Here is a 26808-nt window from a genome sequence, read left to right as displayed (position 1 = left end):
AAGGCTCCTTCTCTTTTCTTATTGGCGGCTACGGAAAGTGGTCCACAAGCGGGTACGCTGGCGCATGTCCTTGAGGTTCATGCTGCGGTCGGCGTACAGCCGCTCCCGCACGTCGGCCAGCGGGTAGATGTCCGGATCGGTGCGCACCGCTTCATCCACCAGCGGCGTGGCGGCCTGGTTCGCCGTGGCGAAGAACAAGGTGTTGGTCAGTGCCGCCACGGACTCGGGGCGCAACATGAACTCGATAAAGGCGCGGGCGGCTTCGGGGTGCGGCGCGTCCTTGGGAATCGCCAGGTTGTCCTGCCACACGAGGGTGCCTTCCTTGGGAATCCGGTAGGCGATTTCAAAGGGTTTGTCGGCCTTGCGTGCCTGGTCGGCAGCCATGCTCGCGTCACCGTTGTAGGTCAGCGCCAGGCACACGCTGCCATTGGCCAGGTCGCTGATCTGCCGCCCGGTGGCGACGTACAGCACGTTCGGCTGTAACTGATGCAGCAACGCCTCGGCGGCTGACAGATCGTTCTTGTCCGTGCTGTAGGGATCTTTACCCAGGTAGTGCAACGCCAGTCCGATCACCTCCTGGGGCGAGTCGAGAATGGCGATGCCGCAGTCCTTCAACTTGCTCGCGTACTCGGGTTTGAACAGCAGGTCCAGGCTGTTGAGCGGCGCATCCGGCAAGCGCTGCCTGACCGCCTCGACGTTCATGCCCAAACCCAGGGTGCCCCAGGTGTAAGGCACGCCATAGCGGTTGCCCGGGTCGACAGCGGCGAGTTTTTCGAGCAAGTCCGGGTCGAGGTTGGCGTAACCCTTGAGTCCTTCGTGGGGAATCGGTTTCAACGCCCCGGCCGCAAGCCCCCGGGCCAGTACGCTGGAGGACGGCACCACCACGTCATAACCGCTGCCGCCGGTGAGCAACTTGGTCTCCAGTACTTCCGAAGAGTCGAAGGTGTCATAGCGCACATGGATACCCGTCTCCTGCTCGAACCGTTGCAGGGTTTCGGGGGCCACGTAATCGGCCCAACTGTACAGATTGACCACCTTGTCTTCGGCCTGGGCCGATGCGGCCATGGCAAGGAACAGCGCGGGTAAACACAGCTTGAACATGGGAGCCATGACGAACACCTGACCAGAGGAAGTGGTGGCAGGATGCGTCGTCGGATACATTGGTAAAATATCAAGTTAATTAACCTGACTTTATGACGGAGTAATGTTTGATGCTCGGCCAACTCCACGATCTGGATCTGCAATTGTTGCGTCTGTTTGTCAGCGTGGTGGAGTGCGGCGGTTTCAGCGCCGCCCAGGGCGAACTGGGGTTGAGCCAGTCGAGCATCAGCCAGCAAATGGCCAAACTTGAAACCCGCCTGGGCTATCGGCTATGCAGTCGCGGCAAAGGAGGGTTCAGGGTCACGCCCAAGGGAGAACAACTGCTCAGCGCAACCCGTGGATTGTTCCAGTCCATCGAAGCCTTCCGTCATCAATCCAACGGCGTGGCCGGGCGCTTGATTGGCGAAGTGCGCCTGGGCCTGTCCGAAGCCCTGGATCAATCGGTGTTGCAACGGGTGGCCGAGGCGATCCGGCGCTTCCGTGAGCGGGACGAGTCCGTGCGCATCGAACTGATCAGCGCCATGCCTGGTGAAATGGAGCGTTTGCTGCTGCAACAGCGGCTGGACCTGGCCATCGGCTATTTCTCCCAAGTGCAAAGCGCGTTTGACTACCGCCAATTGTTCATTGAAACCCAGCATCTGTATTGCGCCCCCGGCCATCCGCTGTTCACCAATCCGGCCCCCGACGATCAGGATTTGCAGGCCTGCGACCGGGTCGATCACCCCTACCGCTTCCTGCGCAGTGACGAACCTTTCCAGGGCAAGTTGTGTTCGGCGCGCTCCGAACAAGTCGAAGGCACCCTCGCCTTCATCCTTTCCGGCAAGCATGTCGGTTACTTGCCCAGCCACTTCGCCCGTGGTTGGGAAGAGAAGGGTTTGCTCAGGGCTGTGCGCGGAGGCGACATGAGTTTCGACGTCGCGTTTCATCTGGCCCGGCACCGCGCACAGGTGGCCGGTGAGGCGCAGAAAGCGTTCGAAGAGGATCTGCTCGCAGCGTTTGCCTGAATTCGCCTTGGTCTACGCTGTAACAATACCGGACACCGGCATGCAAAAATGCACAGACAACCTGCACTTATTCGGGTTGTACAAGGCAAATTTGCACTGATACGATCCGCCATCGCTCGCGCGCGAGCATCTCGATAAAGAACAATAAAAGCAGGGAGTTAGTGATGACTGCTCAGGTTACTTCTCCAGGGACTCAGTCCATGGATGCCACGCAAAACGAAGTACTGGCCGAGGTTCGCAACCACATTGGTCACCTGACCCTCAACCGCCCCGCCGGCCTCAATGCCCTCACCCTCGACATGGTGCGCAACCTGCACCGCCAGCTCGACGCCTGGGCCCAGGATCCGCAAGTCCATGCCGTGGTCCTGCGCGGTGCCGGGGAAAAAGCCTTCTGTGCCGGTGGTGACATTCGCTCGCTGCATGACAGCTTCAAAAGCGGCGACACCCTGCACGAAGATTTCTTCGTCGAGGAATACGCCCTGGACCTTGCGATCCATCACTACCGCAAACCGGTGCTGGCCCTGATGGACGGCTTTGTCCTTGGCGGCGGCATGGGCCTGGTGCAAGGCGCGGACCTGCGGGTAGTCACCGAGAAAAGCCGCCTGGCCATGCCGGAAGTCGGTATCGGCTATTTCCCGGACGTCGGCGGCAGTTACTTCCTGCCGCGCATTCCCGGTGAACTGGGGATTTACCTCGGGGTCAGCGGTGTGCAGATTCGCGCCGCCGATGCGCTGTATTGCGGCCTGGCCGACTGGTACCTGGAAAGCGCAAGGCTGGGCACGCTGGACGAAAAACTCGACCAGCTCGAATGGCACGACACACCACTCAAGGATCTGCAAAGCCTGCTGGCAAGACTCGGCGTGCAGCAACTGCCCGATGCGCCACTGGCGACTTTGCGCCCGGCCATCGACCACTTCTTCGCCCAGGTCGACGTGCCGAGTATTGTGGAACAACTGCGCCAGGTAACGGTTGCCGACAGCCATGAGTGGGCCGTGACCACCGCCGACCTGCTGGAAACCCGCTCGCCGCTGGCCATGGCCGTGACCCTGGAAATGCTCCGTCGCGGACGCGAGCTGCCGCTGGAACAATGTTTCGCCCTAGAGCTGCACCTGGACCGCCAGTGGTTCGAGCGCGGCGACCTGATCGAAGGCGTGCGCGCCTTGCTGATCGACAAAGACAAGACACCACGCTGGAACCCGCCCACCCTCCAGGCGCTGGACGCCGAACACGTGGCGAGCTTCTTCAGCGAGTTTGACCAGAACGAGAGCTGAGCCATGCACGATATCGAATTGAGCGAAGAGCAAGTCATGATCCGCGACATGGCCCGGGATTTTGCCCGCGGCGAAATCGCGCCCCATGCCCAGGCTTGGGAAAAGGCCGGTTGGATCGACGACGGTCTGGTGGCGAAGATGGGCGAACTGGGTCTGCTGGGCATGGTGGTCCCCGAGGAGTGGGGGGGCACCTATGTCGACTACGTGGCCTACGCCCTGGCGGTAGAAGAGATTTCCGCCGGCGACGGTGCTACCGGCGCCTTCATGAGCATCCACAATTCCGTGGGCTGCGGGCCTGTGCTGAACTACGGCAGCGAAGAACAGAAACAGACCTGGCTGGCGGACCTTGCCAGCGGCCAGGTCATCGGCTGCTTCTGCCTGACCGAACCCCAGGCCGGTTCCGAGGCGCACAACCTGCGCACCCGCGCCGAACTGCGCGACGGCCATTGGGTGATCAACGGCGCCAAACAATTCGTCAGCAACGGCAAGCGGGCCAAACTGGCGATTGTGTTTGCCGTAACTGATCCGGACCTGGGCAAACGTGGCATCTCGGCGTTCCTGGTGCCGACCGACACTGCCGGTTTTATCGTCGACCGCACCGAACACAAGATGGGCATCCGTGCTTCCGATACCTGCGCCGTCACCCTGAACAACTGCAGTATCCCTGAGGCCAATTTGCTGGGCGAACGCGGCAAGGGCCTGGCCATCGCCTTGTCCAACCTGGAAGGCGGCCGCATCGGCATCGCCGCCCAGGCGCTGGGCATCGCCCGCGCGGCGTTCGAAGCGGCACTGGCCTACTCCCGCGACCGCGTGCAGTTTGGAAAAACGATCAATGAACACCAAAGCATCGCCAATCTGCTGGCCGACATGCACATGCAGTTGAACGCCGCGCGACTGATGATCCTGCACGCCGCACGCCTGCGCACCGCTGGTAAACCCTGCCTGTCGGAGGCGTCACAGGCCAAGCTGTTTGCGTCGGAAATGGCGGAAAAGGTCTGCTCGTCCGCCATTCAGATTCATGGCGGCTATGGCTACCTTGAAGACTATCCGGTGGAAAAATACTATCGGGATGCGCGGATCACGCAGATCTACGAAGGGTCGAGCGAGATTCAGCGGATGGTGATTGCCCGCGAACTGAAGAACTACCTGGTGTGAAGGCCTGTAGGAGCGAGCTCGCTCGCGATGAAGGTCAACGATGACGCGGGGCACCTGAATCAACCCGGTGCCCTCAGGCTTTTCGCGAGCAGGCTCGCTCCTACAAGGGATCTCATAAACACTGAGGTCCAATGTGGGAGATTCAGCGGATGGTGATTGCCCGCGAACTGAAGAACTACCTGGTTTGAAACCTTGTAGGAGCGAGCTCGCTCGCGATGGAGGTCAACGATGACGCGGGGTACCTGAATCGCCCCGGTGCCCTCAGCTTTTTCGCGAGCAGGCTCGCTCCTACAAGGGATCTCATAAACACTGAGGTCCAATGTGGGAGATTCAGCGGATGGTGATTGCCCGCGAACTGAAGAACTACCTGGTGTGAAGGCCTGTAGGAGCGAGCTCGCTCGCGATGAAGGTCAACGATGACGCGGGGCACCTGAATCAACCCGGTGCCCTCAGGCTTTTCGCGAGCAGGCTCGCTCCTACAAGGGATCTCATAAACACTGAGGTCCAATGTGGGAGATTCAGCGGATGGTGATTGCCCGCGAACTGAAGAACTACCTGGTGTGAAGGCCTGTAGGAGCGCGCTCGCTCGCGATGGAGGTCAACGATGACGCGGGGCACCTGAATCAACCCGGTGCCCTCAGGCTTTTCGCGAGCAGGCTCGCTCCTACAAGGGATCTCATAAACACTGAGGTCCAATGTGGGAGCGAGCCTGCTCGCGATGAGGCTCGCAAGAACGCTACATCACTTACCTTGGAACTCAGCCTCACGCTTGGCAATAAACGCCGCCATCCCTTCCTTCTGATCCTGCGTCGCAAACGCCGCATGGAACACCCGGCGCTCAAAGCGCACGCCTTCGGCCAGGCTCACTTCAAAGGCACGGTTGACGCTTTCCTTGACCATCATCGCAATCGGCAGCGACTTCTTGGCGATCAACGCTGCGACTTTCAGCGCTTCATCCAGCAGCTCATCGCTCGGCACGATCCGCGCGACAATCCCGCAACGCTCCGCCTCCACGGCATCGATCAGGCGACCGCTCAGGCACATTTCCATGGCCTTGGCCTTGCCCACGGCGCGGGTCAGGCGCTGGGTACCGCCCATGCCCGGCAGCACGCCGAGGTTGATTTCCGGCTGGCCGAATCGGGCGTTGTCGCCGGCCAGGATGAAGTCGCACATCAGCGCCAGTTCACAGCCACCGCCCAAAGCAAAACCGTTGACCGCCGCGATGATCGGCTTGCGGCGGTTGGCCACGCGGTCGCTGTCGCTGAACAGGTCGTCGATGTAGATCTGCGGATAGGTCAGTTCGGCCATTTCCTTGATGTCGGCACCGGCGGCGAAGGCTTTTTTCGAACCGGTCAGGACGATGCAGCCGATGTTCGAGTCAGCCTCGAAGCCATCGAGGGCCTGGTTCAGTTCGCTGACGATCTGTGCGTTCAACGCGTTCAGCGCTTGTGGACGGTTGAGGGTGATCAGGCCAACGCGGCCGTGGGTTTCCAGCAAAATCGTTTCGTAGTTCAGCTCTTTGTCGCTCACAGGGGGGACTCCTTCTTATAAATTGCGCGAAATGACCATGCGCTGAATATCGCTGGTGCCTTCGTAGATCTGGCAAACCCGCACGTCGCGGTAGATCCGCTCCAGCGGGAAGTCGTTGAGATAACCGTAACCGCCCAGGGTTTGCAGCGCCGAGGAGCATACCTTCTCGGCCATTTCCGAGGCGAACAACTTGGCCATCGACGCTTCGACCAGGGCCGGTTGGCCACTGTCGCGCAAGGCGGCGGCGTAGTGCACCATTTGCCGCGCCACGGCGATCTGGGTGGCCATGTCCGCCAGGCGGAAGGCCACGGCCTGGTGCTCGATGATCGGCTTGCCGAAGCTTTCGCGTTCCCGCGAATAGTCACGCGCCGCTTCGAACGCAGCGCGGGCCATGCCCACCGATTGCGAAGCGATGCCGACACGACCGCCTTCAAGGTTGGCCAGGGCAATCCTGTAGCCTTCGCCCTCCTCGCCCAAACGGTTGGTCACCGGCACCTTCACGTCCTCGAAGAGGATCTGGCAGGTGTCGGAGGCGTGCTGGCCGAGCTTGTCTTCAACCCGAGCGACGGTGTAGCCCGGCGAATCGGTCGGCACGATAAAGGCACTGATGCCGCGTTTGCCCGCGTTCGGATCAGTCACCGCAAACACGATCACCACCCCGGCATTCTGCCCGGAAGTGATGAACTGCTTGCAGCCGTTGAGCACGTAATGATCACCTTCCAGGCGGGCACGGGTTTTCAGGCCGCTGGCATCAGAACCGGCCTGGGGTTCGGTCAGGGCGAAGGCGCCGAGCATCGCACCGCTGGCCAGCGGTTTGAGAAAGCGCTCCTTCTGCTCATCGGTGCCGTAGTTGAGGATCGGCACACAACCCACGGAGTTGTGCACGCTCATGATGGTCGAGCAGGCGCCATCGCCGGCTGCGATTTCTTCCAGGGCCATGGCGTAGGCGAGGTAACCGGTGTCGCATCCGCCCCACTGCTCCGGCACCAGCATGCCGAAGAAGCCCAGCCCGGCCATCTCGCCGATGGCTTCCTTGGGAAAGCGGTGCTCGCGGTCCCATTCGGCGGCGAACGGCTTCAGGCGTTCCTGGGCAAAGTCCCGGGCCATGTCGCGGATTTGTTGTTGGTCGTCATTGGGGATCATGGTGAATCCTTGAAATTTAATTGCCCCCTGTAGGAGCGAGCCTGCTCGCGATGGACGCCAGGGCACCGCGTTCCTCCAGGCACCCCGCGTCATCGTTAACGCCCATCGCGAGCAGGCTCGCTCCTACAAGGGATTGCGTAGTCAGTAGAGGCATTCCACGGCCATGGCCGTCGCTTCACCGCCGCCGATACAAATCGCTGCAACGCCGCGCTTCAAGCCTTTCTGGCGCAGGGCCGAAAGCAGGGTCACCAGAATCCGCGCGCCGGACGCCCCGATCGGGTGACCGAGGGCGCAAGCACCGCCGTGCACGTTGAGTTTCTCGTGGGGGATTTCCAGATGAGTCATCGCGGCCATGCCGACCACGGCGAAGGCTTCGTTGACTTCCACCAGATCGACGTCATTGAGCGACCAGCCGGTTTTCTTCATCAATTTCTTGATTGCACCGATTGGCGCCACCGGGAACAGACCCGGGGTGTCGGCGAACGCGGCGTGGCCATGGATCACCGCCAAGGGTTTCAGGCCTTGCTTCTGTGCCTGGGACTGGCGCATCAGCACCAGCGCGGCCGCGCCGTCGGAGATCGAACTGGAGTTGGCCGCGGTCACCGAACCGCCTTCGCGGAACGCCGGTTTCAACGAAGCGATCTTGTCCAGCCTGGCTTTTGGCGGCTGCTCGTCATTGCTGATCACCACCTGCTCTTTGCCGACTGTCACAGTCAACGGCACGATTTCATCCTTGAAGCTGCCGTCCTTGATCGCCTGTTGCGCGCGGGTGGTCGAGGCGATGGCGAACGCGTCCTGGGCTTCACGGCTGAAGCTGTTGGTTTCGGCGCATTCTTCGGCGAAGGTGCCCATCAGGCGACCCTTGTCGTAGGCGTCTTCGAGGCCGTCGAGGAACATCGAGTCCTGCACCCGGCCATGGCCCATGCGGTAACCGGCACGGGCGCGGTCCAGCAGGTAAGGCGCGTTGGACATGCTTTCCATGCCACCGGCGACCACCACATCGGCACTGCCCGCCACCAGCATGTCATGGGCCAGAATCGCCGCTTCCATGCCGGAGCCACACATCTTGTTCAGGGTGGTGCAGCGGGTCGATTTATCCAGCCCCGCGCCCAGCGCCGCCTGACGCGCAGGGGCCTGGCCAAGACCTGCCGGCAGCACGCAACCGAACAACACTTCATCGACGGCATCACTGGCAACACCGGCACGTTCGACGGCGGCCTTGATGGCGGCAGCACCGAGTTGCGGCGCCGTCAGGCTTTTCAGCTCGCCCTGGAAGCCGCCCATCGGGGTGCGAACGGCGCTGACGATAACAATTGGATCGTTGGACATTGTCATGACAAATCCTCCTTACTTGGCGGCCATGCGCAAGGCACCGTCGAGACGGATCACCTCGCCGTTGAGCATGCTGTTTTCAATAATATGCTTGACCAGCCCGGCATACTCGCCCGGTTTGCCCAAACGCGGCGGGAATGGCACGCCAGCGGCCAGGGAATCGCGGACTTCCTGGGTCATGCCGGCCATCATCGGCGTTTCGAAAATACCCGGGGCGATGGTCATCACACGGATGCCGAAACGCGCCAGTTCGCGGGCCGCCGGCAAGGTCAGGCTGACAATCGCGCCCTTGGACGCCGCGTAGGCTGCCTGGCCGATCTGACCGTCATAGGCCGCAGCAGACGCGGTGTTGATGATCACGCCACGTTCGCCGTCGGCATCCGCTTCGGTCTCGGCAATCGCCGCTGCCGCCAGGCGCAGCATGTTGAAGCTGCCGATCAGGTTGACGTTGATCACCTGGCTGAAACTGGCCAATGCATGTGGACCGTTCTTGCCGAGAATCTTCTCGCCACGCACGATGCCGGCGCAATTGACCAGGCCATTGAGGCCGCCAAAGGCCTTGACCGTCGCCTGCACGGCGGCTTCGGCCGCCGCTTCGTGGCTGATGTCCGCCACAACGCTCTGCGCGCCCAGGCGCTGGGCCTGGGCTGCAACGGCTTCGGCATTCATGTCCACCAGCATCACTTTCGCGCCAGCGGCGACCAGCACCTCGGCGGTGGCGGCACCAAGTCCGGAAGCGCCACCGGTGACAATAAAAATCTTGTTCTCGATCTGCATCATTGTTTCCCTGGATTCAAGCTGGAACGTTCTTCGCCGCAGCCTCTTGAGCCTTGGCGATTTCCTGGTTGCGCAAGATAAAGCGCTGCAATTTGCCGCTGGGGGTTTTCGGCAACTCGCTGACAAATTCGATTTCACGGGGGTACGAGTGCGCCGCCAGACGCTTGCGTACGTGTTGGCGCAACTCTTCGGCCAACTCGGGGGCGGCACGGTATTGCGCGCTGAGCACGACGAAGGCTTTGACCAGTTCGGTGCGCTCCGGATCGGGCTTGCCGACCACCGCGGCCTCGACCACGGCCGGGTGTTCGATCAGCGCACTTTCCACGTCGAACGGGCCGACCCGGTAGCCGGAGGTGGTGATCACGTCATCACTGCGACCGACGAAGCTGATGCTGCCGTCCGGGTTCCACTCGACGGTGTCGCCACTGAGGTAATAGTTGCCGACAAAGGCCTTGGTCGGCCCGCCTTCGTAGCCGGCGAACCAACACATCGGCGACTGGCTGCGGTCGATGGCCAGGATGCCCGGCTGGCCAACGCCGAGCTCCTTGTACTCGTCATCCAGCACCACGATGCGGTGGCCCGGCGAGGCAAAACCGGCGGCGCCCATGTGGATCGGGTGATCAAGGCCGTGGTGGTTGCACAGCACCATGCCCAGCTCAGTCTGGCCGTAGTGGTCGTGGATGACCACGTCGAGGTTGTCGGCGAACCAGCGGATCACTTCCGGGTTCAGCGGCTCGCCAGCGCTGCTGACGATACGCAGCTTGCCCTTGATCGATCTGGCGAACTCATCGCCGCCGGCAATCAGCAAACGGTAGGCCGTCGGCGAACCGGTCAGGTTGGTGATCCCGTACTTGTTGATCACCCGGCAGGTGCTTTCGAGGGTGAACGGGCCATCGTAAAAGGTGATCGGATGGCCCATGGACATTGGCCCCGTAACCCCGAAATAAATGCCATAAGCCCAACCCGGATCGGCGACATTCCAGAAGGCGTCTTCAGGGCGCAGATCCACCGCATCGCGGGTGTAGCCCTGGAACGCAACGATGGCCTTGAGCGGCACCGACAGCGCTTTCGACGGGCCGGTGGTGCCCGAGGTGAACATCAGCAGGAACGGGTCTTCGCCGGTCAGCAGCACCGGTTCGCAGTCGGCGGAATAATTGGCCAGTTCGGCCCAGAAACTGAAATCGCCATGCACCAGGCCCTGCCCTTTGGCACCGGTGACGGTAACGATGGTCGGGCAATCGGCGACTTCAGCAAGTTTCGGCCGGTTCACCGCATCGGTCACCACCACCTTGGCGCCAGAGCAGCCCAGACGGTGTTCAATGGCCTTGGGGCCGAACGCGGTAAACAGCGGTTGATACACCGCGCCGATGCGCCAGGTGGCGAACACGGTGATCAGGAGTTCGATATTGCGTGGCAACAGGCCGGCGACCTTGTCGCCTTTTTTCACGCCCTGGGCCCGCAGGTAGTTGGCGAAACGCGCGGCCTTGTCCTGCAAGTCAGTGAAGGTGTACGTCGCACCGGTCCCGTCGCGTCCTTCCCAGAACAGCGCGATGCGACCCGGCAAGGCGTGCCGGTCACAGCATTCGACACAGGCATTGAGGGCCGTCAGGTCGCCCGCGAGCGCGGCATCGACGGTGTGCTGATAATTGAACCGAGCAGTAGCAGACAAGTAAGCGCGCATTGCCAGAATCCCTCTGTGTTTCTTATTAGGTTGGGGGAACCGTAATCAACAGGGAAATACTCGCTCTGCGCGGGGTGTCGGGCAATGGTCAAAGCTATCAAGTTGCCTGACTGCTTTGGCCAAAGCCCGCCGGGTATCAAGCGATGAAGCGCACCCCGGGTCTGGCGCGCTCGTCCACGGTCAGTTCGAACACATCCGGCCGGGCGTAGTGGCCGACCACGTCATAGTCGTAGCGGGCGCGTACCAGGTCGTCCGTGTCGATTTGCGCGGTAAGCAGCCCGGCGCTGTCGCGCAACGGTCCGGCGAGGATGTCACCCATGGGACCTACAATCACGCTGCCACCGGCAATCAACGGCCGCTGCGCAGGCCAGTTGGCGATGTCCAGGCCCAGGTCCTGGGGCGACGCCTGGACCTGACAGGCACTGACCACGAAGCAGCGCCCTTCATGGGCAATGTGGCGCATGCTGACCTGCCACATCTCCCGCTCGTCCACGGTCGGCGCGCACCACACCTCCACGCCCTTGGCGTACATCGCCGTGCGCAGCAGCGGCATCATGTTTTCCCAGCACACCACTGCACCGACGCGCCCGACCTGGCTGTCGATCACCGGCAAGGTCGAGCCATCGCCCTTGCCCCAGATCAGCCGTTCGGTGCCAGTGGGCATCAGTTTGCGGTGTTTGGCCACCAGCCCGGCCTGCGGATCGAAGTACAGCGCGGTGCAGTACAAGGTGCTGCCGGCGCGCTCGATCACGCCGATCACCAGGTTCGCTCCGGTGCGCGCGGACAGCCCCGCCAGTGCCTCGGTTTCCACGCCGGGGACGTCGATGGCATTGGCAAAATAGCGGGCAAAGGCTTCGCGACCTTGCGGCAGGCGATAGCCCAATTGGGTGCCAAAGCCCTCACCTTTGGGATAACCGCCCAACAAGGCTTCCGGCATCACCACCAACCCGGCGCCGGATTCGGTGATCGCGTTTTCATAGGACAGGATCTGTTCCAGGGTTTCAGCCTTGCCGCCGGGCAAGGCGCCGATCTGCAGGGCAGCAACGATTGACTTTGGCATCTTGGAAACTCCATTCGCATCAGGTGTTGCTCATTCTCCGGCGTCAGGCAATCATCAATAAAGACCGATTCACTGCTGAATGATATGAGCCATATGAATATCACCAACGTTGACCTCAATCTGCTCAAAGTCTTCGAAGCACTGCACGAGGAGTCCAGCGCCAGCCGCGCCGCACTGCGCCTGGGCGTGACGCAATCGGCCGTCAGCGCGGCCTTGCGTCGCTTGCGCGAGCTGTATGGCGATCAGTTGTTCGTGCGCACCGGGCGCGGCCTGGCTCCCTCGCTCAAGGCCAATCAGCTCAAGCCGGTAGTCAGCGATGCCCTGAACAAATGCCGGCAGAGCCTGGCGATGGTCGATCCAGCTGCGCAACAGTACGAAGGTCGCTCGGTCACCGTGGGCATGTCGGATGATTTCGAAATTGCCTACGGCCGGCGGCTGATCGAAGAAATCGCCCGTTGCGCGCCGAAGCTGAGGCTGATTTTCCGCCAGACCCACAGCCAGATCGTCGCCCAGGCGTTGTTGGAGCGCAGCATTGACCTGGCGATTACCGCGGGCGGGTTTGCCGAGCGGTTGCTCAGCCGTCAGGTGCTGGGGGAAGGTGGCTATCTGTGCCTGGCGGACCCGTCGAGCTTGGTCAAGGGCCAGCAAAGCATCGGTCTTGAGGAGTTTGTGGCCCGCGAACACATTCTGGTGTCGTCCGGCGGTTTTATCGGGATTACCGATGAGGGATTGGCGGCGCTGGGGCTCAGTCGAAGAGTGTGCGCCTCGACCACGCATTTTGCCGCGTTGCCCCATTTGCTCAAAGGCAGCCGGGCGGTGGCGACCATTCCGGCCCATGCCGCCCAAAGCATCGCAACGCTCAGCGGGCTGGCACTGCTGCCCTGTCCCTTGGCCTTGCCGCGCTACCCGATCGAACTGGGCTGGCGGACCAGCACCCAGCTCGACCCGGTGCTATTGAAAGTGCGCGCGGCGATCGTCGCGAGCTTCGCCTGACGGCCGATATTATTTGTTGGCCGCCATCAGGCGATTGACTTCACTGCGCACCATGTTGGCGAATTCCGGCGGTGACATGCCGTCCAGCTCGGCGCGCACCCATTCGGCCCATTTGCCTTTGCGCTTGGCCCGTTCGCCGAACAACCGCGCGGCCTCCCCCTTGGCTTTGCCCAGGTTGTTTTGCCAGAGTTCGAACAGACGGGATTTCTCGTCTTCAAGCGCTGCGCGCTCGGCGAGGGGTTTGTCGGCCAGATTGAAGCTCATGGGAATTTCCTGCTGCGTAAAATAGGCGACATCTTACACTGTAGGACGAAATGTCCTGCGCCGGTTTTTCAGCAAGATGCCCTCACCGGGCAAAATAGCTGCAACTTTTCCGACGACGGCAGACTCCATTGTTCACTGTCCACCTACCTGCAAGGAGTACTTCAATGGCCCGCAAACCCGCCGCGCAAGCCGCCGAAGATCAAATCAAGGATCAAGCGTTCAGCGAGCTTCAATCGCTGATCGAAGAGTCGGAAAAGCTGCTCAAAAGCAGCGCCTCACTGGTCGGGGAAGAAGCGGAGACCCTTCGCGGACAAATCGCCCTGAAACTCCGGCAGGCAGGGGATTCGGTGACCAGCGTACGCGACCGGACCCTGCCCGCGGTCGAGGCCACTGAAACCTATATCGGCGGGCATCCATGGCAAACCGTGGCGATTTCCGCCGGGTTTGGTTTGGTGGTGGGGTTGTTGTTGGGGCGGCGTTAAGCCCTGGCAAACACTGAACCCCTGTGGGAGCGAGCCTGCTCGCGAAGGCGGTTGATCAATCAACATGGATATTGACTGACAAGACCTCTTCGCGAGCAGGCTCGCTCCCACAGGGTCTCACCTTCTGTTGACAGCGTCAGTCTCCCGCCAGCTCCCGCAAATTCGCCAGCGTCCGGGCATCCAGTTCAATGCCGTTGACCTGTGATTTGGCGCGCTGATGATGACGCCGGTCCCCCGGCAAACGCTTCAAGCCAACACCGTGCATTTGCCGCACCAGTTCCTGGCTGCGTTCGGCAAAGCTTTGCCCCGCCGCTTTGCCCGGATCGATCACGATAAGCAATTGGCCAGTCCAGGGGGTCTTGGCGCCAGGGTGGTTCTTCCAGTCGAACTCGAAGGAAAAATTGCCGCCGGTCAGTGCCGCAGCGAGCAACTCGACCATCATCGACAACGCCGAGCCCTTGTGCCCGCCAAACGGCAGCAACGCGCCACCCTCGAGAATCGCCTTCGGGTCCGTGGTCGGCTGGCCGAGGCTGTCCACGCCCATCCCTTCCGGCAAGTGCTTACCTTCGCGAGCGGCAATTTGCACGTCGCCATGGGCAATGGCACTGGTGGCCAGGTCGAAGACAATCGGCGCGCCATCAGCCCGCGGCGCAGCGAAGGCAATCGGGTTGGTGCCGAACAGCGGACGATCGGCACCGTGGGGCACCACGCAGGTCATGCTGTTGACCACGCTCAATGCCACGAGGCCTTCATCGGCGAAGGGTTCGACATCCGGCCACAAGGCCGCGAAATGGTGTGAGTTACGGATCGCCAGCACCGCAATGCCGGCACTTCGGGCCTTCTGCACCAGCAGCTCGCGTGCCGCCGCCAGGGCCGGTTGAGCAAACCCGTTATTGGCATCGACCCGCACAAACCCTGAAGCCACGTCTTCGACCACCGGGACGGCCTGGCCATTGACCCAGCCGCTTTGCAGCGTCGAAACATAACCGGGAATACGGAATACCCCGTGACTGTGCGCGCCGTCGCGCTCGGCACCGGTGCAGTTTTGCGCCAGCACCCGGGCAACCTCGGCCGACGTGCCGTGACGCAGAAAAATCTTTTCCAGCAAAGCGCTCAGCGCTTCGAATGACAGGTGTGACGAGATCGCAGTAGAGGCATGATCGTTTGGCGCAGACATCTGAAGCTCCAGACTGATTATTGGAGGGAACAACAGCGTACAAAGACCCGCCGATTAACAACGTGCGGCGAGCGACCTGTCAACCTTTCGCTCAGGGCCGATGAGATATATCCGTGTCACGAATGTCCACGCCCCGTGCGTTATCTATTTACCACCTGCGCCAACGCACCGGCCTTTAGTCTCGAAGCTCAATCCACAGGCGCCTTTGAGTGGCACCTTGAACGAGACTCGACGATGCCTACACCAGTAACTCCGCTGTTTTTCCCCGAGGCGCTGACGTCGCGCGGCCTCTGGAAAGAACTGGGTAAAACCCACGGTCTGACGCAAAAGGACTTCGAATGGTTCAGCCAAATCGAACTGGCCAACCAGGCACTGCGCGATAAGCAGACGCCGCCCATGCTGGCGAAGAAAATCCTGCTGAAAATCCAGGACCTGGAACCCGTGGCGCTGGCTGGCAGCTTTGTACTGACCGCGACGCCCGAAGACAATGGCGTGATTCTCTATACCCCGTACGCCGGAATCAAAAAATTCGCCAACCGTACGGCCCTGACCAAACAACTGGTGACGCAACTCAAGGCGGCCGGCGAAGACGACGACCTGCTGGCCTTCATGGCGCTGTCCCAACGCAAGACCGTGGTGGACGCCGCCGACATCGAACTGGACTTTCGAACCATCGACGGCGACGTGTTCGAAGACCAGCGCGACACCCTCTCCACCCATCAGCAACTCAACGACCAGGCCCTGCTCGACGAATTGAAAGCGCTGCCGTCCCTGACCTCGCTGCTCGACACATTGCTGAATCAGAAGCTGGCGGCGTCGTTTCCAGGTCTGGATCAGAGCCAAAGCCAAGTGAACTTCTACCTGGCAACGACGCCAGAGAATGCTGACGAGAACCATGCGGCGCGACGCTGGGTCAGCTCCCTGTCCCTGAGTGAGGCCGTCCTCCTGCACTATCGCCATCAGCGTTGGCCAGCCGGGTCTTCCCCTGAGTTTTCCCATCCGAAAAAGTCCCCGGCAAAAACCGACCAGCCACTCTGGGAGGCAGGCGTCACGACGATCTCGCGCCAACTGATCAGCCTGCTGGTCGGGCAGCTCGAAGGTTTCTGGGCTGCGCCGAGCGCCGATGGCGCATCCCGTCACCAGTTCTTCGGCCAGGCCATTGCCGACCAGGCGCGAGTGCAACTGCTGCTCAAGCGTGAAGCCGGGATCATCACTCCTGAGCAAAGCCAGGATTTGCACGCGTTGATCTCGACGGCTAGCCGGACGAACGAATCGATGTCCGTCGAAACCGTGCGCCTGTGGGAGTACCAGGCCAACTATGTGGAGTTGGCCGGCTCACTGATGGTCAGCGCCAGCAATGCGTTTCTCTACACGCCCACCGCAGGCCTGCAGGTGCTCAAGGACTATCAGGACTTGCGCGATACGGTGCTGAGCAAGTTCAGCGCAGCCGGTCACGAGGATGAGTTCTACGGCCTGCTGAGCCTGGAGGAGCGCCAGTGTTTCATTGGTTTTGACCGGCCGAATGTGACCGGCGAAGTGATTTCCGGCGAGATCTTCCCCAAGCTCTTCGACCGGATCATCGGCAAGCAACTGCAGAACCTGGAATATGCCCTGCAAGTGTTCCGTCACAGTGACGGCAGCGTGGACATCCATGCTCTGTTCGACAAGGCGCTGGATATCCGCTCGATGATCAGCGAGCGCCTGCTGATACTGACTACCGACGAACGCTGGAGCACGCGGCCCGTGTTATCCGGCGATCAGCATCCCTCAACTGTGCTGGCCGATACGGCGGAGACTTTCGTCAAGACCTTCAGCGACATCGAAACACAGATCAACGCAGATTTCGCAGCACAACCGGTCGCTTCTCTGGCCTTGCAACGGGTCTATCTGGAAAACATCAAACCCCGCCTGACCCATGCACTGTCCGTTGGCCTGCGTGGCGAAGCCAGCCTGCGGGTACTCGACTCGACGTTGCGGGATGCGGATCGGGACATTGTCGACACGGTATTCAATCCGGACCAGACCGACCGGCTAAACCGTCCGTCCCGAAAGGGCTTCCGACCCGATGCCTACTCATTGACGCTGGAGTGCTCCGGCCAGGAGGATGTCCTGCCTCTGGCCCATTGCCTACTGTTGACCGAGCGTGGCGGACTCGACCCCTCGCATTCCGGCCGGACGATCCTGTGGACACCCGCCGAGGGCCTGGAAGTCTTTGACACCATCAATCGTGCACGGCTGGAACTGAACCGGCGCCTGCTCGAACCGCAACAACGCCTGGTGTTGCTGGAAAACCTGACCCCGACCCAACGCATCTTTCACCAGCGCTACTCATTGGGTCCGCTGCGGCTGATTGAAGGGCCTGCATTGGAGCGGGTCGCGCAATCGTCCATCGAGCACTTTTTGGCTCGCTGCGAACACGTACGCACTTTCGATCTGAGCGACACGAAGAAGAAAAAAGCCCTTAAAGCCCTGACCACAACGGTGCTCAACACCAACCTGCGAAGAGCCACGTCGATCGCCCGGGCGATCAGCCAACAGCAGTCCCTGCCCGCCTGGTTGGGAATGGCTCCGCTGCAAGAGCAGCGACTGCACCTTGAACTGCTGGAGCAATACCGCAACAGCGTTGTTGAGGACAAAGACTATTTACACGGGATCAAACCCCTCAAGTCGTATGTGCATGAAACACTGAAGTCGTTGCTCGCCAGCCGCTTCCCCGCCACAGCGCTGGACCCTGACAATATTGAAATCACCCCGAACCTGGCCCTGGTCGGCCCCGCCCGGACCCTCACCGAGTTCGCCTTGCACCACGTCAACATTGCGCAAGGCACCGGGTTCAAGGTCGGGTCGGCAACCACTCAATCGCTGCCCCGGGGTCTGGACCAGGCGGCTGTCCGCCAACTGTTGCTGTCATTGGACATAGCGCAGCACTACGCCAAACAGGTCACGGACAGCTTGTCGAATCAAGCGGCCGACGTCGAAAGCAGGGTGTTGCGCTTCGCCAAACAACTGCCCTGGCAACTGCTGCAACACGCCCACGAACTGAAACTGCAGCAGCGACTGTCCGACAGTGCTTTCGATTTGCTTCGGCAAGTATTCGACATGCCGGACGCCATCGCCCGGGCGGCCGTAGAAGGCGCACACGCCATTGCCCGACCACTGGAACTGCTCAAGACAAGCGGTACCTCCGCCGTCAAGGCGCTGGGCCTGTACCTGGTGGGTCCCGGCGAAGGCAAGGCCGGCCCGCAAATCCTCTATGCCCCCTACCACCCCGGTGGCTCACCGTTCGTTGAGTTTGATAATGAGGCCAGCATTGTCTCAGCGCTCAACACGCCGGGGCCGTTGCAGGACATGTTGATTCGTCGCCTGCCAGAGAATGAGCAAACGGTGTTTCGCAACCTGTTCGAGTCCACCGTCGGCCAGTCGAGCGAAATCACCCTCGCGTCCAACCCCATCGGCGGCAACCTGCTCACCCGTTTGTTCCATGACAACACTAATCTGCTGGTGAAGATGCTCGGCAGCCAGGCAGACGCTACCGCTCAGTCTGACTGGGAGGCCGTCGAACACCTGTTCGTCTCCGGCATTGAGCGCATTTCAGGCCTTCTGCCGGGCAAACTCGCGTATGTGCAGTTTCTCTGGAAGGCTTACAAAGACGAACTCAACTCCGCCGAAGGCTTGCAGGACCATCACTGGGGAGCGGCATTGCGTACCTTCATCGCCGGTGCGGCGCAAATCGTGACTTTGGGCCGGCTGTCCCTCGAAGGATGGGCAGACACCGCCGAGGCAACCGGCGAAGCGGTGACTGAACCGGTTGCCACCCCAGTAACCGCGCAACCCTGGTCCCAGGTCCGGTCAACAGCACCGCTGCGCACGCGGCTGCAACCGTTCGAAACCACGGTCGAACTCAAGGACCTGACGAAAAGCAGCACCGACGGTACCTACCTTGAAGCGACCAGCAACAGATCCTTCGCCGCCATTGCCGGCAAGGTGTACGGCGTAGATAAGATCGGGGCGGTCTGGAAAATAATCAAAGGCGAAGAAGAAGGCCCTGTGTTACAGACGGCATCCGACAAGCAACTGGTGATCGACCCGGATATCCACACCGTTCACTTCGGCAAAGCTGTCTCGAAAATGCGCAATCAGTATGTCAACTTCTATGTCGCCAGGGAGGTGCTGAACATCGAGGCCCGGGGGATGGAGGAAATCCGGGCAAGACATCCCGAAAAAGCCCGCATGATCGTGCAGGCCATCGACATGGCCCGTTTTTACGCGTTCAACAGCCTGCACAATCTGGTGCAACTCAAGAAGCTCGTCCCCGGCACAAGGCTCGATACCTTCCTCAAACAGTTCTTTGATGTGGACCAGGTCGACAACGCACTGATCGAGAAAATCAGACAGGCCGTCGTTCCCATCTGCAACGCGCTGGTCGACCCCGATGACGACTGGATGAACTCGCAACGCTTTATCGTGGGTTCAAGCCGGGATTCGAAGGACAACCTCGTCGCGTTTGTCGTGGAGAAGGATCAACAGCGCAATGTGTATTTCACGGAAAAATTCTTCGATCAACAACTGGACTGGTACAAATCCAGCCTGACCCAACCTTTCGATGTCGACGGCCACAGCCAGGCCGCGACGCTGATACACGAGTTCGCTCATTTGTTTTCCAAGGCCGTGGACATCGCCTACCTTGAGGCCAGGCTACCGTTCAGCGATCTGGTAGAGGCGGTCACCGGCTATGGCGCAGCAAAGAAACAGTCTCAAGTGGACTTCCAGCGAGAAGCCTTGTCGATGAAAACGCCAAAGGACGAACTGTTCGCGCGCTGGAACAGTGGCCTGCAATCGTGGATCAGCCTGGACTCCATACCGAGCACTTACCACATCGGCAAGGACATTCTGCGGCTGACGGGCAGCGAGACGATGGATAAGGCAAGGGAAGCGTTTTTTAACGTGAAGGATTCGAAGCTGCGCATCGACGTCATTTTGCACAATGCCGACTCGATCGCTTTCTTGATCTGCGAAATGGGCCGGCAACTGGACCCGCTATCGGTCGCTGCAACCTCCGAAACCTGATCACGACGTAATAAATGCGCAGATCCACGGATCTGCGCTGCACAGCGGTGGCTGTTTTGATCTTTTTTTCACGCACCCCTGGATACTGTTACCCGACAACAGGAATTCCAAAGACCTGGCGTTAAAAAAACAACACTTTGATAGTTAAATGCCATGACTGATGTTCTCGCAGACTCCCCCCAAGGTTAGAATGCAGGAAACCAGGAAGGGCCAATGACCGACCACACGCTCTCGGAAGCTGAATACGATGCCATCACCGATGCCGCCGCGCATTGGTGTATGCGTTTGCACGCCAATGACTGCACCGAGCAAGAACGCCAGGCGTTTGAGCAATGGCGTAATGCGCATCCGCTCCATGCCTTCGAGTACGAAGCGATGCTGGAGATCTGGGATGTGGCCGGCGACTTGCCGCGTCCCGAGCCCGTCGTGCCGCTGGTTCGCCCCCAATCCGAAAAACCGTGGCGCCGCCTGGCCATTGCAGCGACGGTCTGTGCCCTGGCGCTGCCTTTGGCGGGTTATGGCGGCTGGCACCTGGGCTGGGTACCGAACGCGTACCAGCACTTCGAAGCGACCGACAATGTTCGAACAGTCACCTTGAAAGACGGCAGTCAGGTGGAACTGAACCTGGGCAGCGAGCTGACCTACAGCAACTACAAGGATCAGCGGCAAGTCACGCTGAAAAAAGGCGAAGCCTTCTTCAGTGTCAGCCATGACACTCGCCACCCCTTCGTGGTCAAGGCCGCAGAAGGCCGGATTCGCGTGACCGGCACCCAGTTCAACGTCTGGATGTATGAAGACCAGGTCAAGGTCAACCTGATCGAAGGTTCGGTACTGGTCAGCAGCAATGCCGACCGGCAAGGCGACGGTTTGCGCCTGGACCCGGCGATGCAGGCCAGTTATCGACACGGCGACTTCATCCCCCGCATCAGCCAGACCTATGACAATGACAGCTCGCTGGCCTGGCGCCAGGGCAAGCTGGTGCTCGACGATCTGGCGCTCAGCGATGCGCTGCCCTTGATCAACCGCTACCTGGACAAACCCTTGATGGTCGCTGACAACAGCACCGGCTCGATCCATATCGGCGGCATCTACAACATCAAGGAGATCAATGGCCTGGTGAAGTCCTTGCCGCGGGTCCTGCCGGTCTACCTGACCCGCAATCAGAACGGTAACCTGGTGGTCAACGCGATTCCGCAAACCTCCCCGAAAAGCTGAAAAGACCGCCACCCTTGCGGGGTGCGGCCTTCAGCGTTCATGTAAAACCCCACTACATTACTGCGCGGTCACCTTGGCGTCCTGCTGGCGAATCGTCCGCACCTGATAGTCCGGATCGGACAGGATCTGTTGCTCGGTGAAAGGCAGCACGCTCCATTGCTTCCTGGAAAAGGCCAGCGTCTGGTCCCGTGAAAACTTCGAGGCCGGGTCGCTGGACAACGAGAACGCCAGAAGCCCTTTGGCCTGCGGTCCGTACTCGTCAAAGGTCACCACTTGCAGGTAACTCGTGCCGCTGACCACTTCGCGCTTGCCATCGCTGCGCGGCACGCTCTGGATGGCGTTGTAGACCCCGAGCGTCCCCGGGCCGCCGTGGATCGGTGTTTGCTGTCCGCCGCTGCTGACCACCTGGATATCACCCCAACGGCTATCGGGTGTCAGTCCTGATGCCTTGACCTGTTCAGCCGAAGCCAGCATCGCTGCCCGTAGCGCCTTTGCCACCTGCGGGTGCTCGACTGCGATTCCACGTGGAGTATGTTGTGGATCTTGCGGATCGAATGCCACACGCCATACGTCCGGCACTGGCTCCAACGCCTCCATGACATTCTGCAAGTGCACAAAGCCCAGGCCGCTGTCCAGGTTGGCCTTGCGGTCCCAGGCCTTGAAGCTGGCGCACAGTGGCGCGAGGGTTTTGGCATCGGTACCGAGATCCGCCGCGCAGAACTGCAGCAGGTCCGGCATCACTTGATCCGCCTGATACACCTCATCGTCCATGACCATGCGTTGCAAGTCCGCGGCCCCGACCTTGCCGGCCTGGGCCAGCGTGCTCAAACGATCCAGGGCAAAGCGCGAGCGCAGTCCCAATGGCTGGCTATCCTGGCTGATCAACGGCGAATAGCCGGTCAGCGGTTGCGCCGGGTTGGCCATCCATGCCGAGTCGTTGGAGTGCTGGACAAAATCCTTGCGCAGCAATTGCGGCAACTTGTCGGACGCATAGATACCCTGTTGTGGCGCCTGCGGATCGATGTCCCAGGCACAGGCGCTGTTGGAACCGTCGAGAACGATCATCTGCAAGCCCACTCGTGGATCGCTGCATTGCGCCAGCTTGTCGACGCTGACGTTGGGCACCACCGAGAGGTTCATGTACAGCGTCTGCCCCTGATCGTCCGCCGCCAGCGTGTTGACCCACGGGATGCCCTGGATCCTGTGCACCGAAGCCTGGAAATCCTTGAGGTTTTCAGCGCGGTTCATCGCGTACCACTGCTGCAGAACCCGGTCGTTGTCCAGATTGGCGTCGCGCAGGCTGAAGGCGTACTGATGATCCCAATCCAGTTTCCCCGGCCATTGCACCACCGGACCGAATTTCGAACTGTAGACCACACGGGAAATCGCCCGGACCTGCCCGTCCGCCTGCCTGACGTTGACGGTCACGGTCTGCTTGTCCATCGGCAAGGACTGGCCGTCGAGCAGGTAACGGGTCGAATCCCCGGGGTCGAGTTGCAGGCGATACAGCGTGAAATGCCTGGACGAATCCACGGTGTGGGTCCAGGCCAGATGTTGATTGAAACCGATGTTGATCACCGGCAGGCCGGGCAACGCCGCGCCCATCACGTCCAGTTTGCCGGGAATGGTCAGGTGCATCTGGTAAAAGCGCATGCCGCCCACCCACGGAAAGTGCGGATTGGCCAGCAACATGCCGCGTCCGTTGAAGGAACGCTCGCTGCCGACCGCGACGGCGTTGCTGCCCCGGTCCAGGGCAAAGCGCTGCATCCGCGTGGCGGCCACCTGGAACGCTGCCTGTGCGTTCGACGCCTGGGCCACGGCCTTGGGTGGCGTGGCACCAGCCAGGGCTTCGGCAAACTGGCCGACGCCACCTTCGACCAACAGGCGTCGGGTCAGCTTGACCAGATCCGAGGGGGTGATGTCGCGTACCCAATCGCCTTCACACTGCGGCGGTAAACCCTGGGCGCGACGCTCGCTCAAGGAGCGGTTGTACCCCGCCACATAGCCTTCGACCAGCTCACGCACTTCGGGGGTCTGGGCCTGCCAGAAGCGGGCGACGGCTTGCGGGGTGTTCAACCAGGTGAAAAACACATCGCTGATCAGGTTCTCCCGCTCTTCGACGGTGAACTGATCCGGCCCGAAGTACCGCGAACGTTCGCCGTTGACGGTAGTGATTTCGTTGGCGAGCAGGCACAGGTTGTCCTGGGCGTAGGCATAGCCGATGCCGTAGCCGAGCCCGCGCTCATTGTCGGCGCGGATGTGCGGCACGCCGAAACCGGTTCGGCGGATGTCCGCGCTCGTTTGCGCAGGCGCACCACTCGCGCTTGCCGCAAGGCTCAGCCCCAGGCCCAACCCCAGAGTCACACCCGCCAGGCTCAACCTGGTTAACTGCCTGGAAATAATCACGCTCGCTCCTGATCGAAAAAACGATGGCCACAGCGGCGCATATCCATGCGCGCCGAGCCTCCCTGTAGGGACGAAGCTCACCACAAAAATTTAGGGATTTACTGCGCAACGGACCACGGACTGACAGGTTGATCACACGATGGCGACAAAATTTCTACATTCGAGCCTTCATGATTCGGAGTGCTCATACGTCTAACCCTGTAAGAGCGCCCATTTTTTCCTGATCAGGCTCTGAAAGGAGTTTTGCAATGTACAACTCGCAACTGCCAACGGACGGTAGCAATGCGCCAAAGGGTACTTCCATGGGAGTCGGTGTATTCGAGCCGCGTACCGATCGCCACGGCAACGAGCGGATCCGGGTCCTGCTCAAAAGCTTTGGCCTTCGAACCAGTCTGATCCGCCTGAAAGTCATCGACGCCCTGCTGACGGCCGCCGAAAACGATCGCAGCCTTGGGGTGCGCGGCGTGCACAGCCAATTGCTGGACCTGGATGTTCCCCTGTCATTTCTCAGTGTACGTGAAGTGCTCAAGCGCTTGTGCAGCGAAGGCGTGATTGTCCTCAATCCCGACAAGAGCTACAGCCTGCATCCTCAGGCTGCAGCCATCCTGCGCAACCGATGATCGAATGATCAGGGCTTGACCTTGCGGCGCATCACGCCATTGATGACTACCACGATCACCGCCACGCCAATGGCGATGTACTGGAACATTTTTTCGCTGATGACGCCGGTGTTCTGCAACCAGGAAAGGCCAAACATGATCCCCAGCACCACCAGGGAGATCAGAATCGAGTATTTCAAACGTTGCGACTGAGTCATTGCGGGTTCCTGAATCTGAAAATGTATCCGGTTTGTATCGACGCGCATGCCAAGCGCTTACCCTGTTTCGGGGATAAGCGGCTACGAGCGGGGGTCTCATATTACAGCCGATGAAGCGTTTTGGCTTCATTGCGGCGATAACCATGAGGACTTTCAAATGTTGCGTCGAATCACACTGCTGATTCCCCTGCTGGCCATCCTGACCCTGAGCGGATGCATTGTTTTCCCCCATGGGGGCTGGCACCACGACCACTATGACAACCATGGCGGACCGGGTTACTACCAGCATCGTTAACTGCGGTTCAACGGCCTGAATCCTTGCGGTAAAAGTCATTGCCGGGCTGAGCACACAGTTCCACCAGCCAATCGACGAACACACGCACCCGCCGGGCCAACTGGCGCTGGCGTGGGTGCTGGCTCAGGGTGATTACCTGATTCCGATTCCGGGTACCAAGCAACGCAAGTACCTGGAAGGAACCGGGCGGGCCGGGCAACATGGCCTCAGGCCTCGTCCGAGAGAACACTGTCTGGCCTCACCATGGGGCCGTTGTTCTTGCCGTAAATTTCCAGGTTTTGCAGTACGTAAATCGCTTTTTTGAACTCTGGAACCAAATAGTTGGCGTACTTATTACCCTTCACATTGTTGTGCTGAATGTTCTCCAGTTGAGTAGCGAAATATTCCAGCGCATTGAACTTCGCATCAGGATCCTTGATGCCAAACCGGTCGAACTTGTCACCGGCATTGCTCAGCGTGACCGCCGTGACATCGGTGATCAGGCCACGCTCTTTCAAAAAGACACTGATACTACCCATGGATTTGACTGAAATATTAGTAGGATCAAAACCTTTCATCTGCTTGCGCAATTTCATCTTGTCCATCTTGACTGTATCCAACTCAACTGGATTGTTGCCCACCAGGTCAAGCATCTGCCTGACCTTGACGTTCTGGGGAACAGACTTTGATCTGCTGGCGGTATCTCGAACCAACAGGCCCGTTTTCGCGGTCCAGGCGCCGGTATAACCGATAGTCATTGAAAACTCCTTGTTTGACCAAGTTAGGAGGTCAGGAGTATCGGCCGGAGCACTTGAGGCCACCAAACTTTAATTCAGAGCTTTAACAATTTTCGTACAATTAAGATACATACTGTAAAACTTCTTGTTTATTGGGTCTTGGCACATTAAAGAATGGTCCTTCAGACTTTTCTTACATAGCGGCTAGTTGGTCCTAATCAACACCGATACTTACCCTCGGCATTTCAACCTGACGATTTTGTAATGTGCCCCTCATCTGCCTGACAGCGATGATCTATCATCATCTAACAGCGGAGCTTTGTAGCAATTCGAAACACTCCTTGAATGCCTGACCAGTAAAAATGGTCAGAATGCGTTTTTTTGCCCGTTAGCCGAGACGAATCCCATGCGAAACCCTCTGCGTCTGATCGCCCTGAGCGCTCTGTTCATGTCCTCCCTGGCCCAGGCTGCCGACCTCATTGGGATCGAGGTTCATCGCGACGCCAATTGTGGTTGCTGCAAGAAGTGGATCAGCCATCTGGAGGCCAATGGTTTCAAGGTCGAAGACCACGTCGAAGCCAACATGAGCGAGTTCAAGCAGCAGCACGGGGTACCGCCGCGCCTGTCGTCGTGCCACACCGCGTTGATCAACGGCAAATTCGTTGAAGGTCATGTCCCGGCCGATCAGGTCCTGGCCCTGAGCAAGCGCGATGATCTGCTGGGCGTCGCCGCGCCCGGCATGCCGATGGGCTCGCCCGGCATGGAAATGGACGGCATGAGCGATGCCTATCAGGTCATCGGCCTGAAAAAGGACGGCACTGACGTGGTGGTTGCGGACTACCCCGCCCATTGATGTCCGGCGCGTACCTTGGGCTGTTTTTCGCGGCATTCGGTGCCGCCACGCTGCTGCCGTTGCAATCGGAAGCCGTGCTGGTCGGACTGCTGCTCAGCGATCGCTATTGGCTCTGGGCGCTGCTGGCGGTGGCAACGTTCGGCAACGTTCTGGGCTCGCTGCTTAACTGGTGGCTGGGGCGCGGGATCGAGCGGTTCCGCGACCGTCGCTGGTTTCCGGTGAGCCCCCGGCATCTGGTGAAAGCCCGGCTGCATTACCAACGCTACGGCCATTGGTCATTGCTGCTCAGTTGGTTGCCGGTGATTGGCGATCCGCTGACGCTGGTCGCCGGGGTCATGCGCGAGCCGCTGGGGCGCTTCCTGCTGATCGTCACCCTGGCCAAAGGTGCCCGCTACGGCGTGCTGGCCATGGCGACTCTGGGCTGGATGGGTTGAACCATCCAGAGCGGCGGTTGCCTGTGTTTAATGCC

23 protein-coding genes and 2 pseudogenes are annotated in these 26808 nt (G+C 60.3%); 12 read left to right on the top strand and 13 right to left on the bottom strand.

Annotation, left to right across the window (positions count from 1 at the left end; genetic code table 11):
• Positions 1–18: 18 nt before the first annotated feature.
• Positions 19–1110 (bottom strand): polyamine ABC transporter substrate-binding protein, encoded by a 1092-nt coding sequence (locus tag AC3ITA_RS13120; protein WP_150672449.1) that lies wholly within the window; start codon positions 1108–1110, stop codon positions 19–21.
• 101 nt (positions 1111–1211) lie between these two features.
• On the opposite strand from AC3ITA_RS13120, the gene AC3ITA_RS13115 reads away from it, so the two are divergent.
• The 3 genes from AC3ITA_RS13115 (at position 1212) to AC3ITA_RS13105 (ending at position 4531) form a co-directional block, all read left to right on the top strand.
• On the top strand, positions 1212–2105 hold the full coding sequence (locus AC3ITA_RS13115; protein ID WP_489280552.1) for a LysR family transcriptional regulator: 894 nt from the start codon (positions 1212–1214) through the stop codon (positions 2103–2105).
• Positions 2106–2269: 164 nt separating this feature from the next.
• Positions 2270–3376 (top strand): enoyl-CoA hydratase/isomerase family protein, encoded by a 1107-nt coding sequence (locus AC3ITA_RS13110; protein WP_489280550.1) that lies wholly within the window; start codon positions 2270–2272, stop codon positions 3374–3376.
• A gap of 3 nt (positions 3377–3379) precedes the next feature.
• Positions 3380–4531: an acyl-CoA dehydrogenase family protein gene (locus tag AC3ITA_RS13105; RefSeq protein ID WP_150672446.1), complete on the top strand. Its 1152-nt coding sequence runs from the start codon at positions 3380–3382 to the stop codon at positions 4529–4531.
• Between the two features lie 741 nt (positions 4532–5272).
• Here AC3ITA_RS13105 and AC3ITA_RS13100 read toward each other — a convergent pair.
• The 6 genes from AC3ITA_RS13100 to AC3ITA_RS13075 all read right to left on the bottom strand — a co-directional run bounded on the left by AC3ITA_RS13100 (position 5273) and on the right by AC3ITA_RS13075 (position 12054).
• Positions 5273–6046 (bottom strand): enoyl-CoA hydratase, encoded by a 774-nt coding sequence (locus AC3ITA_RS13100; protein ID WP_056724587.1) that lies wholly within the window; start codon positions 6044–6046, stop codon positions 5273–5275.
• A gap of 30 nt (positions 6047–6076) precedes the next feature.
• Entirely contained in the window at positions 6077–7204 is a 1128-nt protein-coding gene (locus AC3ITA_RS13095) for an acyl-CoA dehydrogenase (protein WP_150673936.1), read from the bottom strand.
• A 141-nt stretch (positions 7205–7345) separates the two neighbouring features.
• Complete coding sequence (locus AC3ITA_RS13090) at positions 7346–8539, bottom strand: acetyl-CoA C-acyltransferase (RefSeq protein ID WP_095946076.1); 1194 nt, start codon at positions 8537–8539, stop codon at positions 7346–7348.
• A 12-nt stretch (positions 8540–8551) separates the two neighbouring features.
• Entirely contained in the window at positions 8552–9313 is a 762-nt protein-coding gene (locus AC3ITA_RS13085; RefSeq protein WP_095946077.1) for an SDR family NAD(P)-dependent oxidoreductase, read from the bottom strand.
• Positions 9314–9329: 16 nt separating this feature from the next.
• On the bottom strand, positions 9330–10994 hold the full coding sequence (locus AC3ITA_RS13080; RefSeq protein WP_489280548.1) for an AMP-binding protein: 1665 nt from the start codon (positions 10992–10994) through the stop codon (positions 9330–9332).
• A 136-nt stretch (positions 10995–11130) separates the two neighbouring features.
• The gene (locus AC3ITA_RS13075; RefSeq protein WP_489280546.1) at positions 11131–12054 is read right to left on the bottom strand and encodes a carbon-nitrogen hydrolase family protein; all 924 of its coding nucleotides are present in this window, start codon (positions 12052–12054) and stop codon (positions 11131–11133) included.
• Positions 12055–12138: 84 nt separating this feature from the next.
• On the opposite strand from AC3ITA_RS13075, the gene AC3ITA_RS13070 reads away from it, so the two are divergent.
• Positions 12139–13047, top strand: coding sequence for a LysR family transcriptional regulator (locus AC3ITA_RS13070; RefSeq protein ID WP_489280544.1), 909 nt, complete (start codon positions 12139–12141; stop codon positions 13045–13047).
• Between the two features lie 9 nt (positions 13048–13056).
• Here AC3ITA_RS13070 and AC3ITA_RS13065 read toward each other — a convergent pair whose 3' ends face one another.
• Entirely contained in the window at positions 13057–13311 is a 255-nt protein-coding gene (locus AC3ITA_RS13065; protein ID WP_057400121.1) for a hypothetical protein, read from the bottom strand.
• A gap of 164 nt (positions 13312–13475) precedes the next feature.
• Between AC3ITA_RS13065 and AC3ITA_RS13060 the strand changes: the two genes are divergently transcribed.
• Positions 13476–13793, top strand: coding sequence for an ElaB/YgaM/YqjD family protein (locus AC3ITA_RS13060; RefSeq protein WP_489280542.1), 318 nt, complete (start codon positions 13476–13478; stop codon positions 13791–13793).
• A 136-nt stretch (positions 13794–13929) separates the two neighbouring features.
• Here the strand turns inward: AC3ITA_RS13060 and AC3ITA_RS13055 are convergent, their stop codons facing one another.
• Complete coding sequence (locus AC3ITA_RS13055) at positions 13930–14970, bottom strand: Ldh family oxidoreductase (protein ID WP_095946082.1); 1041 nt, start codon at positions 14968–14970, stop codon at positions 13930–13932.
• A 234-nt stretch (positions 14971–15204) separates the two neighbouring features.
• On the opposite strand from AC3ITA_RS13055, the gene AC3ITA_RS13050 reads away from it, so the two are divergent.
• Positions 15205–20037: a dermonecrotic toxin domain-containing protein gene (locus tag AC3ITA_RS13050; protein WP_489280541.1), complete on the top strand. Its 4833-nt coding sequence runs from the start codon at positions 15205–15207 to the stop codon at positions 20035–20037.
• 213 nt (positions 20038–20250) lie between these two features.
• Positions 20251–21252: a FecR family protein gene (locus AC3ITA_RS13045; RefSeq protein ID WP_095946084.1), complete on the top strand. Its 1002-nt coding sequence runs from the start codon at positions 20251–20253 to the stop codon at positions 21250–21252.
• A 57-nt stretch (positions 21253–21309) separates the two neighbouring features.
• Here AC3ITA_RS13045 and pvdQ read toward each other — a convergent pair whose 3' ends face one another.
• Entirely contained in the window at positions 21310–23658 is a 2349-nt protein-coding gene (pvdQ, locus tag AC3ITA_RS13040; RefSeq protein WP_489280539.1) for a bifunctional acylase PvdQ, read from the bottom strand.
• A gap of 248 nt (positions 23659–23906) precedes the next feature.
• On the opposite strand from pvdQ, the gene AC3ITA_RS13035 reads away from it, so the two are divergent.
• Positions 23907–24278: a fe2+ zn2+ uptake regulation protein gene (locus AC3ITA_RS13035; protein ID WP_095946086.1), complete on the top strand. Its 372-nt coding sequence runs from the start codon at positions 23907–23909 to the stop codon at positions 24276–24278.
• An 8-nt stretch (positions 24279–24286) separates the two neighbouring features.
• Here AC3ITA_RS13035 and AC3ITA_RS13030 read toward each other — a convergent pair whose 3' ends face one another.
• Positions 24287–24475: a hypothetical protein gene (locus AC3ITA_RS13030; protein WP_007970993.1), complete on the bottom strand. Its 189-nt coding sequence runs from the start codon at positions 24473–24475 to the stop codon at positions 24287–24289.
• A 157-nt stretch (positions 24476–24632) separates the two neighbouring features.
• Here AC3ITA_RS13030 and AC3ITA_RS13025 point away from each other — a divergent pair, with 157 nt between their 5' ends.
• The gene (locus AC3ITA_RS13025) at positions 24633–24770 is read left to right on the top strand and encodes a hypothetical protein (RefSeq protein ID WP_008054152.1); all 138 of its coding nucleotides are present in this window, start codon (positions 24633–24635) and stop codon (positions 24768–24770) included.
• A 7-nt stretch (positions 24771–24777) separates the two neighbouring features.
• On the opposite strand, the pseudogene AC3ITA_RS13020 reads toward AC3ITA_RS13025, so the two are convergent.
• Positions 24778–24888: pseudogene (locus tag AC3ITA_RS13020) on the bottom strand (LysR family transcriptional regulator); the annotation flags it as partial.
• On the opposite strand from AC3ITA_RS13020, the pseudogene AC3ITA_RS13015 reads away from it, so the two are divergent.
• Positions 24862–24948: pseudogene (locus AC3ITA_RS13015) on the top strand (hypothetical protein); the annotation flags it as partial. The pseudogenes AC3ITA_RS13020 and AC3ITA_RS13015 sit on opposite strands and share 27 nt — an antisense overlap.
• Positions 24949–24976: 28 nt before the next feature.
• On the opposite strand, the gene AC3ITA_RS13010 reads toward AC3ITA_RS13015, so the two are convergent.
• Positions 24977–25507: a hypothetical protein gene (locus AC3ITA_RS13010; protein WP_095946087.1), complete on the bottom strand. Its 531-nt coding sequence runs from the start codon at positions 25505–25507 to the stop codon at positions 24977–24979.
• A 385-nt stretch (positions 25508–25892) separates the two neighbouring features.
• On the opposite strand from AC3ITA_RS13010, the gene AC3ITA_RS13005 reads away from it, so the two are divergent.
• Both AC3ITA_RS13005 and AC3ITA_RS13000 read left to right on the top strand, forming a co-directional pair.
• Positions 25893–26339, top strand: coding sequence for a DUF411 domain-containing protein (locus AC3ITA_RS13005; RefSeq protein WP_095946088.1), 447 nt, complete (start codon positions 25893–25895; stop codon positions 26337–26339).
• Positions 26339–26773, top strand: a complete 435-nt coding sequence (locus tag AC3ITA_RS13000) for a YqaA family protein (RefSeq protein WP_489280538.1) — start codon at positions 26339–26341, stop codon at positions 26771–26773. Before AC3ITA_RS13005 ends, AC3ITA_RS13000 begins: the two co-directional genes overlap by 1 nt.
• The last annotated feature ends 35 nt before the right edge of the window (positions 26774–26808 follow it).

Source organism: Pseudomonas sp. GL_090 (genome assembly GCF_057837765.1).
The sequence above is the reverse complement of the archived record's forward strand: the minus strand, read 5'-3'. Positions and strand labels throughout refer to the sequence as shown.

Bases quoted from the DNA above. Each gene is read 5' to 3' on its own strand.
- AC3ITA_RS13120 (WP_150672449.1), bottom strand. From the start codon at position 1,110: ATGGCTCCCATGTTCAAGCTGTGTTTACCCGCGCTGTTCCTTGCCATG.
- AC3ITA_RS13115 (WP_489280552.1), top strand. From the start codon at position 1,212: ATGCTCGGCCAACTCCACGATCTGGATCTGCAATTGTTGCGTCTGTTT.
- AC3ITA_RS13110 (WP_489280550.1), top strand. From the start codon at position 2,270: ATGACTGCTCAGGTTACTTCTCCAGGGACTCAGTCCATGGATGCCACG.
- AC3ITA_RS13105 (WP_150672446.1), top strand. From the start codon at position 3,380: ATGCACGATATCGAATTGAGCGAAGAGCAAGTCATGATCCGCGACATG.
- AC3ITA_RS13095 (WP_150673936.1), bottom strand. From the start codon at position 7,204: ATGATCCCCAATGACGACCAACAACAAATCCGCGACATGGCCCGGGAC.
- AC3ITA_RS13090 (WP_095946076.1), bottom strand. From the start codon at position 8,539: ATGACAATGTCCAACGATCCAATTGTTATCGTCAGCGCCGTTCGCACC.
- AC3ITA_RS13085 (WP_095946077.1), bottom strand. From the start codon at position 9,313: ATGCAGATCGAGAACAAGATTTTTATTGTCACCGGTGGCGCTTCCGGA.
- AC3ITA_RS13080 (WP_489280548.1), bottom strand. From the start codon at position 10,994: ATGCGCGCTTACTTGTCTGCTACTGCTCGGTTCAATTATCAGCACACC.
- AC3ITA_RS13075 (WP_489280546.1), bottom strand. From the start codon at position 12,054: ATGCCAAAGTCAATCGTTGCTGCCCTGCAGATCGGCGCCTTGCCCGGC.
- AC3ITA_RS13070 (WP_489280544.1), top strand. From the start codon at position 12,139: ATGAGCCATATGAATATCACCAACGTTGACCTCAATCTGCTCAAAGTC.
- AC3ITA_RS13065 (WP_057400121.1), bottom strand. From the start codon at position 13,311: ATGAGCTTCAATCTGGCCGACAAACCCCTCGCCGAGCGCGCAGCGCTT.
- AC3ITA_RS13060 (WP_489280542.1), top strand. From the start codon at position 13,476: ATGGCCCGCAAACCCGCCGCGCAAGCCGCCGAAGATCAAATCAAGGAT.
- AC3ITA_RS13055 (WP_095946082.1), bottom strand. From the start codon at position 14,970: ATGTCTGCGCCAAACGATCATGCCTCTACTGCGATCTCGTCACACCTG.
- AC3ITA_RS13050 (WP_489280541.1), top strand. From the start codon at position 15,205: ATGCCTACACCAGTAACTCCGCTGTTTTTCCCCGAGGCGCTGACGTCG.
- AC3ITA_RS13045 (WP_095946084.1), top strand. From the start codon at position 20,251: ATGACCGACCACACGCTCTCGGAAGCTGAATACGATGCCATCACCGAT.
- AC3ITA_RS13035 (WP_095946086.1), top strand. From the start codon at position 23,907: ATGTACAACTCGCAACTGCCAACGGACGGTAGCAATGCGCCAAAGGGT.
- AC3ITA_RS13030 (WP_007970993.1), bottom strand. From the start codon at position 24,475: ATGACTCAGTCGCAACGTTTGAAATACTCGATTCTGATCTCCCTGGTG.
- AC3ITA_RS13025 (WP_008054152.1), top strand. From the start codon at position 24,633: ATGTTGCGTCGAATCACACTGCTGATTCCCCTGCTGGCCATCCTGACC.
- AC3ITA_RS13010 (WP_095946087.1), bottom strand. From the start codon at position 25,507: ATGACTATCGGTTATACCGGCGCCTGGACCGCGAAAACGGGCCTGTTG.
- AC3ITA_RS13005 (WP_095946088.1), top strand. From the start codon at position 25,893: ATGCGAAACCCTCTGCGTCTGATCGCCCTGAGCGCTCTGTTCATGTCC.
- AC3ITA_RS13000 (WP_489280538.1), top strand. From the start codon at position 26,339: ATGTCCGGCGCGTACCTTGGGCTGTTTTTCGCGGCATTCGGTGCCGCC.